This is a genomic window from Clostridium lundense DSM 17049, from assembly GCF_000619945.1.
GTDB classification, from domain to species: domain Bacteria; phylum Bacillota; class Clostridia; order Clostridiales; family Clostridiaceae; genus Clostridium_AO; species Clostridium_AO lundense.
The window spans coordinates 254,026-271,377 of record NZ_JHVC01000006.1; the positions used below are offsets into that span (position 1 = coordinate 254,026).

Genomic DNA, 17,352 nt, shown 5'->3' on the forward strand with positions numbered 1-17,352 from the left:
AGCCAACACATAAGTATAAAAGTAAAAAAAGTTATCTTAATAGCAAACTTACTATTAAGATGACTTTTTTTCAACCTACAATTAAATTTAATTTATTGGTTTTGAGTTAATAAATTCTTTAGCTATTTCATCTGAATTTCCATTACCTTCTAGTATCGAAACTTCACAATAAACTCCATTTTCTTTCCAAATGTATATATATTCTTTTAATCTTTTATTTTCTTTAGATTCTTCTTCATAAAGCTCATATTTAAAAACTTCCTTACCGTCAATTTTTATTGAATTAACTTTTTTCCTTGCATCATCATAATTTTTTGAGTCTTTTCTTTGTGAAAATGATACTGCTCCAATAAGAAATAAATTATCTACTTTTGAAATGTAACTCATATTCAATTCATAATTAAACTTTTCATTTTTTATATCACAATCTTCTAAAAGTATAACTTCTGCTCTATCTATAGTTATATTTTTATTAATATTTAATGGAAATTTAGGCGTAAATCCTAATAGTTCTTTTGCTTTTTTTAAATCATCTTTATCGTATATTAATAAAGGTTCAATCTCTGTTAGAAACTCCTTCTTCACAGAATAATCTACATTTTTTATATCTTCAACATATTTTATTGACGAGGCAACTTTTCCTATATCATCTATAGAAAGTTCCAGTACATCGTCAGATTCGCCACAGCCATATTCTATGCTATACCATATTCCTTCATTTTGCCATACAAAATATTTTCTTATATTTTGGGAGCCGTTAGAGCATATACTCTTTATAGTGATATTATATCCATTTATTCCTCCTAAATTTATTTCCATTTTACTGATTTGAACTTTTGTATCTTCGCTTATCTCCTCTACATCACGTTTTAAAACTTTTTCCATGTTTTCTTTGGAAGCTTGAAAAGAAAAGAATTTATTATCAAGTACCTTATGTGCAGGTTTTTGAAAAACAATTCTTAACAGATTAGCTTTGTCAGAATTTCTCATAATATTAAACATACGTAGTGCTCTATAGTTTTCTGGAAGATAATCTGGCACCTTAAACTTAAACCCTGCAATTTCTTCTGCCTTTTTTAAATTATTATACAATTTTATTGGTGAATCAATAAGAAACTTATCTTCTTCCTGTTTTTTTATTGAATTCTTATTATTAACTGCTGTAACAATGTTATCAGTTCTAATATCTTTAGCTGTTACACCACTTGTAAATATAATACCTCCAGCTAATACACAACATATAGCTGCTGCTGCTGACATTTTATAAGACCCTTTCTTAAAATTTTTTATCATTTCTATTCTCCTTCTAATTTCACTCTTTGTTTCAAAAAAAATTGCTAATTGCGGTACTTCTCTGCTACTTGAAATCAACTTTGAAAAATTAATTAGCGTCATGCCATATTCTATGACCTCTTCTTCTCCTAAAGTTTCAAGTACATAAGCATCACAAGCGCACTCTCTTTGAAATTTCATTCTCTTTATTAAAAACCATACCACTGGATTAAACCAATGTATTAAAAGAGCAACCGTTCCAAGAAAATTATAAAGCAAATCTTTTCTTTTATAATGTATCAATTCATGTAAAAGTATATGTGATAGATTCTTATAATTATTTATGCTATACTCATATTTAGGAATATAAATCTTTGGTTTTAAAACCCCTAATATGCATGGAGTTTTAAAATTATCACAAGCATAAATAGGTATGTTTCTATTTATGCTTACTTTCTTTTTATACTCTTCTATTAGCGATACAACTTTTAACTCTGTAAGCTGCTCTAAATTTAAAGTTTTCCTTTTAAATTTCCATACAACTATTATGAAAAATAAAGTTATACTAAAAACACCTATTAACCATATACAAGAAACTATGCTCAAAGCATTAGTAATTACATTTTCCATTGTTATTTTTTCGTGCTTATAACTTATTTTTTCTGAAGATAAAACTGAAGATGACTTGTTGTCTTTTCTGGCATCATTTAAATAAACTTTTCCTTCCTTAAAAAAGTCATGAACAGCACTAGAATTACTTTTGCTTTCAGTTTTTAATATTTTATTTTCGCACTTCTTAAATAAAGAACCAAATAAATTTATATTACTTGGAATATTCACGGGTATTATAAGTCTTATCATAATTATAAGCAACAAAGCATGTTGAAGCCGCACTCCAATATGTCTATTAAATAGTTTTAGAATTAAATTTATTAATAACGCTGCAACACTTGCCGTTAGAGAAACTTGTAGAACACATAAAAATATTCTAACTAAAATATCCATATTTAATATCCTCTTACTTTCCTTCTTTCTTATTTTTAAGAAGCTGTTCTAATTCCTCAATTTCCTCTTCAGACAAAGGTTTTTCCTCTAAAAATTTTGTAAAAAGCATCCCTACAGCTCCATCATATACCTTTTGAAGAAAAGATTCATTTTCAGCTTTTATACATTTGTCTCTAGATATTAATGGATAATAATTATAGGTTCTACCTACCTTTTCAAATCCTATTGCTTCTTTTTTTAAAAGTCTAGTTATAAATGTTTTTACTGTTTGTGTTGACCAATCCATTTTACTTGTTAATGAGTTAATTATTTTTTCAGATGTTAAAGGATGCTCCTTCCAAAGAAGTTTCATTACTTCCCACTCAGCTGCTGAGATCTTGGGCATATCTTTCATATCCTATTCCTCCGTTCTAAGTTTACATATGTAGATCTACAACTATAGTTTACATTTGTAGATTTTCATTGTCAAGTTAAATTTTGTATTTTTCTATATTACTATTTTTCACTACCATATAAAAGATTTAAATCAAAAAGAAGCCTACATAGATTGAATCTACTCCAATCCATGTAGGCTTCCTTTAGTTAATATTAAATCTATATTTGAAATAAAATTTTGTTTCTTATTATCTCCAATCTGATTAAAACTATCTTCTTATATTATCCAAAACCCTGTATATGGCTATAGATAAATCTGTCCAAGTGGCATTAGCTTTTGGTCTTATCTTATTGTCCTTAACCTCTAAAATTCCTAAACCTTTAGCTATACCCATATATCCTAAGTTTTCATTTTTTATTTCTTTTGCATCATTAATCTTTAATTGGAATATATCCTTGGAGTTTGCTAATTTTTCATATCCTAAAAATTTAACTAAGGCTTTTGCCATATCTTCTCTAGTAACTTTTGAATTTATATCAAACTTGCCTTCTTTATTTTCAACTATTCCATATAATACCGCTAACTGTAAATACTTATAATTAGTATCGTTTTTAGATGTAGCAGTTTCAAACTTTAAAGCACTAGCTTCTTTTAATAGATATGGTCTATATCCTTTTGCGTTAACTAGCATTTTTATAAAATCCATTTGAGTTATTTCCTTATTAGCTTCAAAATTAACAGTATCCATAACTCCATTATAAGCAAGTATAGTTAATTCATTTTTGTAAGGACTTACTTTTATCTTTTCCATAAACTTATCTATATTTTCGTCTATTTCTTCTCCCATGTCATTTAAAATTTTTCCTGTAAAAGCGTCTAATGTAGTTAAAGGTGAATAATAAACTGAAGCAAAATTATTCCACTTGTATACTAATTTCGTTTCAAATTCTGGCTTTTTCGGATCATTGTTTTTGCTTATCTTCATATAATTAAGCTCTGGTTTATACTTACTAAATAATGTGTTCTTTCCTTCTTCTTTATTTATTAAGTTGTTAGCTTCACTAAATTTAGCATCTTCATTCCAATTAATTCTAAAGTCACATAACTCCCCTTTTACCGCATCAATTGATATATCTATATAATTGCCATCATAAGGTATACCATTAACTGTTCTTACAAAATTGAAATGATACCTTTTATCATACATATTATTGTTATCAGCTATATAATTTGTTTGCTTAGTATTTATATCCTTAAATTTTTCCGGAGCATATTTTACTATAAATTCAATAGCCTTATTATAAGCCTGCTCCCAAGTCATTGTAGTAGCTTCTTTTTCATTTTCTCTAAAGTTTTTATATAGATTAACTATATTTTCATTTAAAGCATCTATAGCTATCTGTCCACCATCATATACCTTATTTTTGTCTTGCTTCTTCTCAAAGTCTATAGACCAAGTATTTTTTGCACCAAAAATTGCCTCTCTATTTTCATTATATCTTACATTATTAATTTCATAGCCTTCTCCATATAACTCTTTTATTTTTTGCCTAGCTAATTCTACTGCTCTATCTTTACTTATTTCTTTATCTAATGGCTTATTTATTTTTATCTTGCTTAAATAATCTTTCTTTTCTTTATCAGTTAAATCTTTTTCTACTTTTTTGCCAAAAGTATCATTTATGAACTTTCCTTCTTTAGCATCCAATAATCCACCATTAGAAAATTTAGATCTATAAACTAGTTTAGTTTTATTTCCATTCTCTTCAGATTCATATTTATCCCTATAAGGAATATATAATAGTTCCAAACTCAAATCTTTTTTTATAATTTCATCAGCTTTATCTCCTGCAATTATCCCTTCGGTAGAAGGTACTTTTGCATTAGCATCCCAATTAATATAGTAGCTTATTACTTCTCCCTTAATTCCATCTACTTCAACTACCAATGAATTTTCATTATATTTTACTCCATTAATGTATCTTGAATAAGTGTAACTATAAGTGTTATCCCCTCTTTTATACATATAATCTGTATTAGATTTTACATACTTTGTTTCTTTAAATTCCTTTGGATTAATTTTCTGTAGAAAGGCTTCTGCTTTCTTTCTTCCTTCCTCTTCTGTTATTTTAGCAATATTATTTGTTTGACCTTCTATATATTCTCGTTTTGAAGCTCTTAATATTTTTCCGTCAAAGGCATTCACGAACACTTCCATAGTCGTATTACTGTTACTGTCATTCTTTCTCCAATAAATTTGCCAAAAATAATTTTTATCTTCATATGACTGTGAAAATTCTACTGAACATTCGTATTTCTTTTCATCTATAGTTACATTAAAATAATCTTTTAATATTTTTTTAGAAAGATTTTTAGCTTCATCCTTTGAGATTTTTGCTTCCTTTTCAACAGCTGCTATATTTGCATTATTTTTATTTTCAACTGGCTTAACATCGCTAGCAAAAACTGCTGAGTAATTTGTTATTGTCAAAACTGTACCCAAAACTAATGCAATTAATTTTTTACTCTTCATAAAACTCTCCCCCATCATTTAAAATAATTTCACTGTTAACTAGATATACGTAAAAGTTGTTTGGTTAGTTATAATTATCATTAAATTAAATAATTTATATAATAAACCTTTAATTATATGACATTCATATATTTTCCTAATTATTATATAAGACGATACATCTTTTGAATCCGCTTCAAAAATTTCACAACTTTCTAAAATATAAAAAACTCTGTCTGCAAGTCCAATTTTCAAACCATAATCTGAACTAAAATGCAAACAGAGCAATATGTTTAATTAACTCTTATTGAAGATTTATATTGTCAGGGAGTAATAAAAAATTTAAGTTCTTAAAACTATTTTTATATGAAATATTATTAGCTATATCCTTTGCTTCCTTTAAACTTCTTGCTTTAAATGTGAAATGTCCACCTTCTTTATTGTAAAATCCTCCTCCAATTAAATATCTAGAATTCACAGTACCTTCATTTGTTTCTTGTCCATTAACATTATAGTATATTTTTATAAATAATCTGTTATTCATAAAGTATACCTCCCACTAAAATCTCAACTTAACCTTTGTAATCTATAATAATTATATTAACCTTTCACATCAAATATTCCACTTTTATTATATCGAACATGTGTTCTAGTGTCAACTAAAAAATTATCTCCCACTTTTTCAGATGACAGAGGTAATTATAAATTGTGAAAAATGAATAGTATATATTGAATTAAAATTTTCTACATTTCATTTGGCAAAATTCAAAATAAAAAAACTTACCCTAAGGGTAAGCTAAAACTTAATCATTTATAATATATTTGGGGCTATTTTAAAATATTTTTTCATAATAATTTATTTTGAGACAGCCCCTTCTTTATTTTTCACTATTCACTTTTAACTTTCATTAACTACTTTCCCAAATATTCAATTATAGCTCTCATATAAGCTGGCAGATCTTTTGGTGTCCTTGATGTAATCAGATTTCTATCTATTACTACCTCTTTATCCACATATTCTGCTCCAGCATTTTTAATATCATCTATTATAGCATTTACACAAGTCATTCTATAACCTTTTAAAATTCCTGAAGATATAAATACCCAGCCTCCATGACATATAGTAGCTAATAACTTACCTTCTACTGAAAAATCTCTAACCAGCCTTTTTATACTATCATATCTTCTAAGTTTATCTGGTGCCCAACCTCCTGGTACTATTATTCCATTAAACTCCTTTGTAGAAATTTCCTCTGGGTTTTTATCCACTTCCACAGTTAAACCGTATTTTCCTTTATATGTATTGCTGCTTCCACTACCTATAATTAAAACTTCACAACCCTCTTCTCTAAGTCGTAAAACAGGGTACCATAATTCTAAATCCTCAAATCCATCTTCTGCAAGCATTATGATCCTCTTTCCAGCAAGTTTCATATAAATATCACCCTTTCTTTTTAACTTTGGAACTATATAGCAATTACACTTTGCAATATATTGTACTTTCTTACTATAATATTTTTAATATATGAGTCTTTTATACCTCATTAATATTTGTAAAAATTTCATTTGTAAATTCATTAATTTTATTTATATAATTTTCATCTTTAAAATCTTTACCATCTATTTTCAATGTAGCAACAGGACTTTTACCTATTAACTCTCTCATATCATCAAACACCTTATTAGAAGCGGAGCCTTTCTGAGTATAAAAAAATGCTACATTTTTAAACTTTAAATGATTTTCATTTATGTAAGTTCTTATAGCTGGTGATAGATGAGATGCCCATACTGGAGTGCCTATAATAATTAAATTAAACATTGATGGATCTTTTTTTATAGGCTTTATGACAGTGATATTCTTTTTTAATCCTTCTCTTCCACCCTTTAAAAATCCCATTAACCCATCTCTATTCTTCACGTCATATATTTCTTCTATGCTGCAAGATAGTTTTTCTCCAATAATTTTTGATATATTTTTAGTAGTACCTGTTCTTGAGTAGTATACAACTAATATTCTTTTATCCTGCATATTTTTTCCTCCCTTTTCAAAATTACTCTGATAAGTACTTATTTAATTTTGAGATTCTTTCATAAGCTATCTTTAAAAATTTTTCAGGAGTTATGTGTTTATCTTCTCTCCTCACAAATACCTCCATACTTAAGTATCCATTATAATTATCTACAGGAAAATGTTTTTTAATCTCTTTCCATTCTATATTTCCATCATAAGGCAACCAATGTCTATCTTTTAATCCGTCACTATCAGATATATGGGTAGCAAATAACCTATCACCATAAAGTTTCAATAGATTTATATCTCTATTCATTGCAATAGTGTTATGTGAAGAATCAAAACAAAGTCCTAAATTAGGGGATTTTATGTGAGATAGCAAATAATGTATTGAAAAATTATCATCTGTATTCTCTATAGCCACTTTCACACCATTTTTCTCTCCTGCTTCAACTATTTTTTCTATTGACTCTATACCATAGGAATTAGTTTCCTTCAATCCAAAATCTTCTGTTACGTGCATTACCATAATTGGTATATGAAAATTACTACATTCCTCTATATATCTAATATGTTTTTTTACTATGCTATCTCTTAAATTTTTATCATGACTCCAAAAACCGTTGCAATTACTAAAAGGAGCATGTATATTTTCAAATTCCAATCCATTTTCTTTAACAAGCTTTGATATATCTTCCTTTCTTACTGGCCAATCTCCTTCTTCATCTTCCCACCAAATTGACACTGCATCAAATCCCGCAGCTTTTATGAACTTTAATCGCTGTTCAAGTGGCATTACAAATCCAAACCAAGAAAATATACCTATCTTAAGCTCATCTTTTGTCATTTCCTCTCATCCCTTATCTTAATATATTTTTAATAACTCTTTCTATATTTTTATAACATATCATTTCAATTTCTTCCTCTGAAAAACCGTCCTTTTTTAAGGCTATTACTAACTTTTCCATATGAGAAATATCCTTAACCTCTACTGAACATGATATTCCATCAAAGTCAGTTCCTAATGCAATGCATTGGATTCCACCTACATTTTTTATATGCCTTATATGTTTTATCATATCATCTATTCTACTTATATCTCTTGTATTTTCTGGATATTCACTTCCCGTATCTAAAAAATAATTACAAAAGTTTATACCCATTACCCCTCCCTTATCAGAAAGAATTTTTATCATTTCATCTGTTAAATTTCTTTTATGAGGTGTAATCTTTCTAGCATTAGAATGAGATGCTACAAATGGATCTTTGGAATATTTAGCTACATCATAAAAACCTGCATCAGAGAGATGTGATACGTCTATTATCATTCCTAATCTATTCATTTCTTGTATTAGCTCTATACCAAAAGGTTTAAGTCCATTTTCCATATACTCCTCTTTACAATTAGGAAATCCTATTTCATTTTCATAGTTCCATGTAAGCGTTATAAGCCTTACTCCTAATCTATAAAAATTTCTAAGATTACAAAGCTGTCCTTTTAAAGCTCCACCCTCTTCTATTGTTAAAAAAGCTGATATTTTTCCTAATCTTTTATTATTGCATAATTCTTCATAATTTCTAGCAAGTCTTATATCATCTGTATTTTCTTTTAATTCTAAATAAAATCTATCTAACATCTTAAAACAAGTTTCTAGGGAACTTTCACATTCTTCTTTATCTATAAATAGTGCAAAGAATTGTGCTAAAGAGTTTCCACATTTAAGTTTCTCTATATCTATAGAAAGATCATTTTTTCTTAAGTTTTTATCTTCTTTAGAATTTATTAACTTATAAATAGTATCACAGTGCATGTCTATTATATTCAATACTTTCACCCCCCTTTAATCATATTACAGTATAGAATAAATTACCATACAATTATAAAAATAAAAAACCCTACAGTTGTAAGGTTTTTTATATATTTAAAAATTGTTTAAAAATTATTAGCTATAAATAATTCTAACTCTTCAATCTTGCATGAATATGATTTTAAATTATGTTTTTCAAATGCAGCCGTATATTTTAGTCCACTTCCTGTTACAATACAAGCTACAGTATCAGTTTCTTTTAAAAAACCTTCATTTTTTAATTTTTTAACTGCTGCTAGTGGCACACAAGATTCTGGTTGTGCAAAAATCCCCTCCTCAGCCATTTCCTTTTGAGCTACTATTATTTCTTCATCAGTAACAGCTGTACAAACTCCTCCTGTTGCTTTTATTTTTCTTAACACTTCATTACCGCTTGGTGGAAATGGGTTTTCTATTCCATGAGCTATAGTTTTATGATCCATAACCCTTTCTATAATTTCTACATCTTTTACAAATCCATTATATATTGGTGAGCATCCCGCGGCCTGAGCACAAATAAACTTAGGTACTCTATCTATTAAACCCACTGCCTTAAACTCCTCAAATCCTTTCAATATTCCTCTTATATTTCCGCCAGCACTAGTTGGAACTACAATATAATCAGGTACATTGAAATTTAACTGTTCACACATTTCAAAAGCTGCAGTTTTATACCCCTCAACTCTATAGGTAACATCTGAATTTATAAAATAAATTTCATGTCTTTTACCTATTTCTAAACTTTCATAATAAAGCTTGCCATAATCTCCATCTACTTTTATTAAATTTGCCCCATATATAGCCACTGGATTTAATTTTTCTTCAGGTATATCTTTTCCTACAAATATAAAAGTATCAAAACCTGCTCTCTTTCCATAAGCAGCAACTGAAACTGCCATATTTCCAGTTGAAACCGCTCCAACCTTTTTATATCCTAAACTATAAGCATGCTGAATTCCAAATAAAGTTCCTCTATCCTTAAAAGACCAAGTTGGATTTTGGCTTTCATTTTTAAAATATATATTATTTATTCCTATCCTATTGGCTATTCTTGATGAAGGAACAAGAGGTGTAAATCCTTCATTTAATGAAAGGTCATTATTTATTTCATCAAAAGGAAAAAAATCTGCATATCTTTCTAATATAGTTTGTGTTAGTGGATTTCCTTCTTTAATTTTCCCATTAGTTATAAATTCCATTTCTAAAGGTTCATTGCAAACCTCACATCTTGGATTTACACACTTTACTGAATATTCCTTACCACAACCAGTACAAATTAATTTTAAATCTTTCATATGTAATAATTCTCCTCTCTATTTTTATACTGTTGCTATTACTTCAATTTCAATCATGGCATTTCTCGGAAGCTTAGCTACCTGTATGCATGATCTAGCTGGCGTGTCATTTTTAAAGTATTCTGCATAAACTTCATTCATAGCACTGAAATCATTCATATCTCTTAAAAATACCGTAGTTTTTACTACACTTTCCAAAGAAGCTCCTGCATCTTCAAGTATTACTTTTATATTTTCAAGTGCAATTCTTGTGGCATTTTCAATATTATCATCTACTAATTCTCCAGTTTTAAGATCACTAGGTGTTCTTCCCGATACAAAAATTAAATTTCCAATCTTAACTGCATGTGAGTAAGGTCCTCTTGCTGGTGCTGCCTTTTTACAATGAATAATTTCTTTTTTCATGTTTTCTCTCCTTAAAAATACAATTTATATAATTTTCTTAATTTTGTTTATTCTCCACAAAATCCAAAAATCCTTTTTTATTTATTAAAGTAATTTTTATATAAATTTAATAAAAAAGTATAAGTAAAGGTTATAGCAATTTAAATGAATAAATTTTTATAACCTTTACTTATACTCCTTTAATATAAAAAGACATCGGTTATCTTGTTCCAATGTCTTTTAAATTTATTTTACTTTTTTTTCTCATCTTCTTTATTATTTTTTGCTCTATTTGGTTTTGCCTTAGGTTTAATTTTTACATCATTCTTTTTATTTTTTGTAGTCAATCTATCATCATTAAATAAGTCCATAAACCATAGGATTAATACAACAAATACTCCTGAAACTACCATACCACCTATAGTAGTATTAAATCCTGGTTTAATCATTGTTGGAGTTGTTAAAATTGCTATGGCTATAGCAAATATAATCCACTTATTAGGTTTATACTTTGATAATACAAAGACTTTTAAAAGATTATAAGCTATTATTACTACAAATGAAAAAACTAACAGTTTCGCAAAATAAAGCCAAGACATACATATTTCCCCCTTTCATAATTAAGCCTACTATATATTATTGTATATTTTTTTAAATATATCAACAATAATTTAAATTTATTTTGTATAATAATTATATCACATTAAATTTACAGGGGTGATTTTTGTGGAATTCACTAAAAGTCAACAGTTAGACTCACTTGATATTGATATATTAAGCATAATGCTTAAGGACTCTAGAACTCCATTTTTAGAGATTGCTCGTCAATGTCATGTAAGTGGTGGCACAATACATGTTAGAATGAAAAAAATGGAAGAAATAGGTATAATAAAGGGATCTAAACTTATAATCGATACTGCCAAACTTGGTTATGATATATGTTGTTTTATAGGAATTAATCTAGAAAAAGCATCTTATTTAACCGATGTAGCCGAAAAACTTGAACAAATATCAGAAATAATAGAGTTATATTATACTACTGGTCAATATTCAATTTTTCTAAAAGTCATATGTCAAAACATATCCCATCTTCAAAAGTTATTAGCTGAAAAATTACAAACTATTGAAGGAGTTCAAAGTACCTCCACTGTAATATGTCTACTTCAAAAATTGGATAGAAACATAAAGCTATAAAAAAATTCAAACCAAACAGGTTTGAATTTTTTTATTGGTTATATTTTTTAAAATATTGGCAAAAATATAAATATATTAACATAATTAAATTAGTAAAGGAGATGTATAAATATGAGAGCTTTAGATGCAACTGCACTTGTATTAGTTATTATAGGAGCTATAAATTGGGGATTAATAGGATTTTTCAGCTTTGATTTAGTAGCTGCTCTTTTTGGAACTATGACCGCTTTTACTAGAGTTATTTATGCTCTTGTTGGAATAGCTGGACTTTATGCTATCTCATTCTTGGGAAGAGATAGAGAAGTTAGGGATGTTAAATAAACATGCTTTACACTTTTTTAAAGTACAGATAGCAGAGTACGAAGCACAGATGAAGAAGTTTTTATGTGCATAAAAGAATTTACTAAATTAAAGATTTTATTTAGATCAAGATATAAAAATTATCTTTAACTATCAATTGTCCTCTGCCAACTGTCAAATAAAAAAAGAAATGTTGTCAAAACAACACTTCTTTTTTTATTTTAATTCACATTTGCAACCTTTTTATGAAATAAATTACTTTCATCAGCTACTTCTACTGATTTTCCAAATATAAATAAACTTAATACAGTTGCCACCATACATAGTGGTAATACTATAACAATTGGTAAACCAAATCCTGCTGGTATATAGCCAAATACGATAGTAATAGCAGCTACAGTTAAGGAATACCACATTTGTGTTTTAACATGATCTAAATGATCACATGCAGAACCCATTGATGATAATATTGTTGTATCTGAGATTGGAGAACAATGATCTCCAAAAATTGCACCTGTAAGCACTGCACTTGCATTTATTAATACATAATGAGGATCTCCTGCACCTATACCATGTGCTAAAGGTATTGTAAGTGGCATAAGTATTCCCATAGTACCATAAGAAGTTCCAGTAGCAAATGAAATAATTGATCCCATAATAAATATAATAGATGGTAAAATAAACTTTGGTAAAGAATTTGAAAGTACAGTAACTAAGAACTTTGCTGTACCAAGTTCTTTAATAACTGAACTTAATGACCATGCTAAAAGTAATATTACTCCAGTAATTACAAGAGATTTCATTCCTTCAATCCAAGTATCTATGGCTTCTCCTAAAGTAAATATTTTCTGATAAAGCCCCATTATAATAGCTACTATACTTGCAAATAATGCTGCCTGGAATAAAACTATACTAGCATCAGATGCTGAAAAAGCCTCTCTTATAGCTGCGAAAGAAGCTGGACTGTTTATAAATAAAGCCTTTAATGTCTCATCTTCCCCACCCATTATGCTATTATATCCATTAAAATAAAATCCTGCAAAAGCGCCTATTAATAACACACCTATTGGAATTATAGCATTCCATATTGTTAATTTAATTCCTTCCTTTGGTTCAAGATTAGTTGCCTCAGAAGAAACCATAGGCTTTGAACCATCCCTTAAAACCTTTCCTGTAGTTCTTGCTCTTCTTTCAGCTAAAAGCATAGGACCAAATTCCCTTAAAGTTAATGCTGATGCAACAATAAATACAAGAATTAATATATTATAAAATCTATATGGAATGGTTTGTACAAATAGACCATAAGCATTAACATTTTCACCTATTGAAGAATATGCATCCTTTATTAAACTTATTTCATATCCTACCCAAGTAGATATTAAAGCTATACCAGATATTGGAGCTGCTGTAGAATCTACTATAAAAGATAACTTTTCTCTTGAAATTTTCATCTTATCACATACTGGTCTCATTATTGGTCCTACAATAAGAGAATTGGCATAATCATCAAAGAAAACAAATAATCCTAAAATCCAGGTTATTATTTGGGCACTTACTGGGCTCTTTGCTTTTTGGGCAAGTCTTTCAGCTACAGCCTTTGCACCACCCATTTTTGAAACTAATGCTATAAGTCCACCTATAGTCATACATTGAAGTATAATACCTGCATTCCATGGATCAGCTAAAGAATTTCTCAAATTATCTATTACACTTAAAAATCCATGTAAAATAGCATTAAGAACACTATGTCCTGATAATTGTATTAAAAAAGTTCCGGAAAACACTCCTAAAAAAAGTGATAGAACAACATTTTTAGTTATAAATGCCAATACTATAGCCACAAAAGGTGGTAATATCGTTAGTATCCCGAACCTCTGAGAATTTAATGTAGCTGCATCTGGTTCTGCTGCTAAAACAGTAGTTGTAAATAAAAAGATAAACATTAAAGAAATTGTTAAAATAAAAGTTTTTTTTGTAATTTTCATCTTGTCTCCCCCTCATTTTTATTCGTTAAACACTAGTTTAACTAAATAAGTGAATATGATCTTTTAGGAGAAAGAGTCCATCATCATAACAAAAAAGCCCTTAAGCTTTTCACTCAAGGGCTTGTATACACTGATATATGTATGTGTATGCACTGTTGAATGATAGCTCTCCACAAAATACCTTTGTGACAGTCTTACCCATATTATGGACTAAAACCAGTTACACAGTCTTAAAGCATTAACTGTATACTTCGGCAATATTTCCTTTCTCTACACTTCATCCTGCTTACATCTGTGTAGGTACTATTAAACACTGCACCTCTATCTTTAAATATTCACTTGTATACAACTATATCATATACAAGGAAATTTATCAACATTTTCTAAAATTATTTTAATTTTAATAAAAATTTAAAATTAAAATATACTTAAATTTAACTTTTTTGATAAATCCTCTAATACCTTTATACCTGCTGAACTATTTCCTTTATCATCAAGAGCTGGTCCTACTACTCCTATTCCTAACTTAGATGGTACCGCAGCCATTACTCCTCCACCTACTCCAGATTTAGCAGGTAATCCAATATTAACTGCAAATTCTCCTGATTCATCATACATACCACAAGTTGTCATGATAGCTTTTACTATTCTAGCAATTTCCTTAGGAACTAGCTTTTCACCATTCCAAGGTATAACACCATCGTTAGCTAAAACAGCACCTATTCTTGAAATATCTCTACAAGTTACTTCTATGGAACATTGTCTAAAATAAGCATCTAGAACTTCATCAATGTCTTTAGTAATAACACCTGTACTTTTCATAAAATAAGCCAATGATCTATTTCTATCACCTGTACTTTTTTCACTTCTATAGATATTTTCATCTATATGTAGGTTTTCATTTCCTGTCATCTTTTTTGTAAAATCTAAAATTTTATTAAATACACACTCTGAATTTTCGCCTTCTATAAGTGAAACTATAGCTATAGCTCCTGCATTGATCATTGGATTCAATGGCCTATGTAGATTCTTTGTTTCTAAGTTTGTTATAGAGTTAAAAGCCTCTGATGTAGGTTCAACTCCAACTTTTGAAAAAACCTTTTCTTTACCATTATCCATAAGGGCTATAATAAGTGATATAACTTTTGATATACTCTGAATAGTAAATTTCGTTTCACAATCTCCAGCACAAAATTCTTGTCCATCAAGAGTAGTAACACATACTCCTAGTGCATCTTTATTTGCTTTTGTAAGTTCCGGTATATACGCAGCTAATTCTCCCTGCTTTGTATATCTTCTATTACTTTCTATTATATTATTTAATAACTCCTTCATATAGTTGTCCTCTCTATATAAAATGTTTAAATGTCAATTATTTTCTAGCTAGCTTTTTCCATACTTCCTTTAACCTCATCACTGTTAAAGTATCTTTCAGTTTCATAAACAACATCTTTTCTAAGTTTTAAAAGTACTACAAGATTTATAATAACCTCAAAAGCCATAAAGAAATCAAATAGTCCCCATATAACCTGAAGTCCACCTACTGCTCCAACGATTAATCCTAAACAATATACAACTCTAAATGGAATTAAGAATTTAGTAGTTTTTATTGTATATACTAGTCCAGTTTCTGAATAATATCCATCAACTAGTACTGTAGTAAATGCAAACAATACTATACATATAGTTACTATTATGTCTCCACTAAAACCTAAGGAATTTCTAAATGCCATTGCTGTTAACGCGGCTCCACCTTTTCCTGTTTCTAATACTCCACTTGTAAGTATTACAAGAGCTGTCATTGTACAAATTACTACTGATGACATAAATACTTCGAATAATCCCCATATTCCCTGCTTTGCTGGATATGAAGTAGTTGCTGATGAGTGAGCAACTGGTGCTGTTCCCATACCAGATTCATTTGAATAAATTCCTCTTGCAAATCCATTTCTCATTGCGGCAATTATTGTAGCTCCTGCAAATCCACCTACTGCTGAACTACCTGTAAATGCATCGTGGAATATACTTTTAAATGCTGGAATTATTCCTGCTGCATTCATAGCTATAATTATAAGACTAGCTCCTACATATAAAACCGCCATAAGTGGAATTACCTTTTCAGCAAATTTTCCTATTGTTTTTATTCCACCTATAATTACTATACCAGATATAATTGCTAGTATAATACCAATTGTGATTTTATTAACCTTAAAGCTTTCATATACAACTTCTGCCATAGAATTTGATTGAACAAATCCACCTATAAACATCATAAATGTAAATACTACAGACCATGCTATTGATACCCAGTTATATTTTTTACCTAAACCATTCTTTATGTAGTACATAGGTCCACCCTGAAATTCACCATTTTCAGGATTTTTCTCACGGTATTTAACGGCTAGTGTAATTTCTGCGAATTTAGTAATCATAGCTATAAAAGCAACTGCCCACATCCAGAAAACTGCTCCCGGACCACCTATTGCAACCGCTACTCCAACACCTGCAATACTACCTACTCCAAGTGTTGCAGCCAAAGCTGTTGAAACTGCTTGAAAAGGTGTTACTGTTCCTTCTCCTGAAGTACTCTTCTCAAATATCTTACCAAAAGTGTTTTTCATTATAAAACCAAATCTTCTAAACTGAAGAAACTTAAGTTCAAAACTATATATTAAGGATACACCAAATATTAATATTATTAATGGCCATCCCCATAAAAAATTTGTTATACTTTGCATTACCGCCATTGCATTTCCTCCTATGCTCCTATTTTCTAATATATGTAATCGTTTCTTTTTTAGATTAAAAGTGCACACCATTAACTATTTACATTATATTTCCCATAAGTAAATTGTTCAACTTTTCTCAAATATCACTTTTTAAAAAATCAATTATTCAAATTTATAATTCATCAATTTGTAAAGGTTTTTTTTAATAATTCATTATTCATAATAAAATTTTATTATAAATTACATATTTTTTTGGCATATTTTAAACTTTTTTATATATTTATAATTAAATTAAATTAAATTTGTAATTATCATCATATAAGCCTAATAGCTTAATTTATCTAGTTTCATAAAAAAAACAGCATATATAACATGCTGTTTAAATCTATTTTTACTTAAATTTGGTTATGCAATTTTAGAAATATTTCTTCTTAAATTAAAT

16 protein-coding genes and 1 riboswitch are annotated in these 17,352 nt (G+C 28.6%); of the genes, 2 read left to right on the forward strand and 14 right to left on the reverse strand.

Annotated elements, in window-relative coordinates:
• Window positions 1-87: 87 nt before the first annotated feature.
• The 11 genes from T514_RS0108620 to T514_RS0108670 all read right to left on the reverse strand — a co-directional run bounded on the left by T514_RS0108620 (window position 88) and on the right by T514_RS0108670 (window position 11,301).
• Complete coding sequence (locus T514_RS0108620) at window positions 88-2,277, reverse strand: M56 family metallopeptidase (protein WP_027624409.1); 2,190 nt, start codon at window positions 2,275-2,277, stop codon at window positions 88-90.
• A gap of 13 nt (window positions 2,278-2,290) precedes the next feature.
• Window positions 2,291-2,671, reverse strand: coding sequence for a BlaI/MecI/CopY family transcriptional regulator (locus T514_RS0108625; protein ID WP_027624410.1), 381 nt, complete (start codon window positions 2,669-2,671; stop codon window positions 2,291-2,293).
• 250 nt (window positions 2,672-2,921) lie between these two features.
• On the reverse strand, window positions 2,922-5,186 hold the full coding sequence (locus T514_RS0108630) for a YcdB/YcdC domain-containing protein (protein ID WP_027624411.1): 2,265 nt from the start codon (window positions 5,184-5,186) through the stop codon (window positions 2,922-2,924).
• A gap of 283 nt (window positions 5,187-5,469) precedes the next feature.
• Window positions 5,470-5,709, reverse strand: coding sequence for a hypothetical protein (locus T514_RS24245; RefSeq protein WP_034868580.1), 240 nt, complete (start codon window positions 5,707-5,709; stop codon window positions 5,470-5,472).
• A gap of 368 nt (window positions 5,710-6,077) precedes the next feature.
• Complete coding sequence (locus T514_RS0108640) at window positions 6,078-6,599, reverse strand: type 1 glutamine amidotransferase domain-containing protein (protein WP_027624412.1); 522 nt, start codon at window positions 6,597-6,599, stop codon at window positions 6,078-6,080.
• 100 nt (window positions 6,600-6,699) lie between these two features.
• Window positions 6,700-7,194, reverse strand: coding sequence for a flavodoxin family protein (locus T514_RS0108645; protein WP_027624413.1), 495 nt, complete (start codon window positions 7,192-7,194; stop codon window positions 6,700-6,702).
• A gap of 22 nt (window positions 7,195-7,216) precedes the next feature.
• Window positions 7,217-8,023, reverse strand: a complete 807-nt coding sequence (locus T514_RS0108650; RefSeq protein ID WP_027624414.1) for a sugar phosphate isomerase/epimerase family protein — start codon at window positions 8,021-8,023, stop codon at window positions 7,217-7,219.
• A 13-nt stretch (window positions 8,024-8,036) separates the two neighbouring features.
• On the reverse strand, window positions 8,037-9,002 hold the full coding sequence (locus T514_RS0108655; protein ID WP_027624415.1) for a dipeptidase: 966 nt from the start codon (window positions 9,000-9,002) through the stop codon (window positions 8,037-8,039).
• A gap of 107 nt (window positions 9,003-9,109) precedes the next feature.
• On the reverse strand, window positions 9,110-10,318 hold the full coding sequence (thrC, locus tag T514_RS0108660; RefSeq protein ID WP_027624416.1) for a threonine synthase: 1,209 nt from the start codon (window positions 10,316-10,318) through the stop codon (window positions 9,110-9,112).
• A 24-nt stretch (window positions 10,319-10,342) separates the two neighbouring features.
• Window positions 10,343-10,723 (reverse strand): RidA family protein, encoded by a 381-nt coding sequence (locus T514_RS0108665; protein ID WP_027624417.1) that lies wholly within the window; start codon window positions 10,721-10,723, stop codon window positions 10,343-10,345.
• Between the two features lie 230 nt (window positions 10,724-10,953).
• Window positions 10,954-11,301: a hypothetical protein gene (locus T514_RS0108670; RefSeq protein WP_034868583.1), complete on the reverse strand. Its 348-nt coding sequence runs from the start codon at window positions 11,299-11,301 to the stop codon at window positions 10,954-10,956.
• A 127-nt stretch (window positions 11,302-11,428) separates the two neighbouring features.
• On the opposite strand from T514_RS0108670, the gene T514_RS0108675 reads away from it, so the two are divergent.
• On the forward strand, window positions 11,429-11,896 hold the full coding sequence (locus tag T514_RS0108675; RefSeq protein ID WP_423219347.1) for an Lrp/AsnC ligand binding domain-containing protein: 468 nt from the start codon (window positions 11,429-11,431) through the stop codon (window positions 11,894-11,896).
• A 111-nt stretch (window positions 11,897-12,007) separates the two neighbouring features.
• Window positions 12,008-12,217: a DUF378 domain-containing protein gene (locus T514_RS0108680; protein ID WP_027624420.1), complete on the forward strand. Its 210-nt coding sequence runs from the start codon at window positions 12,008-12,010 to the stop codon at window positions 12,215-12,217.
• Window positions 12,218-12,417: 200 nt separating this feature from the next.
• Here T514_RS0108680 and T514_RS0108690 read toward each other — a convergent pair whose 3' ends face one another.
• The 3 genes from T514_RS0108690 to T514_RS0108700 form a co-directional block, all read right to left on the reverse strand.
• Entirely contained in the window at window positions 12,418-14,139 is a 1,722-nt protein-coding gene (locus T514_RS0108690) for a Na+/H+ antiporter NhaC family protein (protein ID WP_423219348.1), read from the reverse strand.
• 197 nt (window positions 14,140-14,336) lie between these two features.
• Window positions 14,337-14,513, reverse strand: a riboswitch (Lysine riboswitch).
• An 85-nt stretch (window positions 14,514-14,598) separates the two neighbouring features.
• Window positions 14,599-15,516 (reverse strand): glutaminase A, encoded by a 918-nt coding sequence (gene glsA / locus T514_RS0108695; RefSeq protein ID WP_027624422.1) that lies wholly within the window; start codon window positions 15,514-15,516, stop codon window positions 14,599-14,601.
• A gap of 44 nt (window positions 15,517-15,560) precedes the next feature.
• Window positions 15,561-16,928 (reverse strand): alanine/glycine:cation symporter family protein, encoded by a 1,368-nt coding sequence (locus T514_RS0108700; protein ID WP_034868587.1) that lies wholly within the window; start codon window positions 16,926-16,928, stop codon window positions 15,561-15,563.
• Window positions 16,929-17,352 lie beyond the last annotated feature (424 nt).

What these genes read in the sequence shown, in the direction of transcription:
- T514_RS0108620 (WP_027624409.1), bottom strand. Translation starts at nt 2,277, where the DNA reads ATGGATATTTTAGTTAGAATATTTTTATGTGTTCTACAAGTTTCTCTA.
- T514_RS0108625 (WP_027624410.1), bottom strand. Translation starts at nt 2,671, where the DNA reads ATGAAAGATATGCCCAAGATCTCAGCAGCTGAGTGGGAAGTAATGAAA.
- T514_RS0108630 (WP_027624411.1), bottom strand. Translation starts at nt 5,186, where the DNA reads ATGAAGAGTAAAAAATTAATTGCATTAGTTTTGGGTACAGTTTTGACA.
- T514_RS24245 (WP_034868580.1), bottom strand. Translation starts at nt 5,709, where the DNA reads ATGAATAACAGATTATTTATAAAAATATACTATAATGTTAATGGACAA.
- T514_RS0108640 (WP_027624412.1), bottom strand. Translation starts at nt 6,599, where the DNA reads ATGAAACTTGCTGGAAAGAGGATCATAATGCTTGCAGAAGATGGATTT.
- T514_RS0108645 (WP_027624413.1), bottom strand. Translation starts at nt 7,194, where the DNA reads ATGCAGGATAAAAGAATATTAGTTGTATACTACTCAAGAACAGGTACT.
- T514_RS0108650 (WP_027624414.1), bottom strand. Translation starts at nt 8,023, where the DNA reads ATGACAAAAGATGAGCTTAAGATAGGTATATTTTCTTGGTTTGGATTT.
- thrC (WP_027624416.1), bottom strand. Translation starts at nt 10,318, where the DNA reads ATGAAAGATTTAAAATTAATTTGTACTGGTTGTGGTAAGGAATATTCA.
- T514_RS0108665 (WP_027624417.1), bottom strand. Translation starts at nt 10,723, where the DNA reads ATGAAAAAAGAAATTATTCATTGTAAAAAGGCAGCACCAGCAAGAGGA.
- T514_RS0108670 (WP_034868583.1), bottom strand. Translation starts at nt 11,301, where the DNA reads ATGTCTTGGCTTTATTTTGCGAAACTGTTAGTTTTTTCATTTGTAGTA.
- T514_RS0108680 (WP_027624420.1), top strand. Translation starts at nt 12,008, where the DNA reads ATGAGAGCTTTAGATGCAACTGCACTTGTATTAGTTATTATAGGAGCT.
- T514_RS0108690 (WP_423219348.1), bottom strand. Translation starts at nt 14,139, where the DNA reads ATGTTTATCTTTTTATTTACAACTACTGTTTTAGCAGCAGAACCAGAT.
- glsA (WP_027624422.1), bottom strand. Translation starts at nt 15,516, where the DNA reads ATGAAGGAGTTATTAAATAATATAATAGAAAGTAATAGAAGATATACA.
- T514_RS0108700 (WP_034868587.1), bottom strand. Translation starts at nt 16,928, where the DNA reads ATGGCGGTAATGCAAAGTATAACAAATTTTTTATGGGGATGGCCATTA.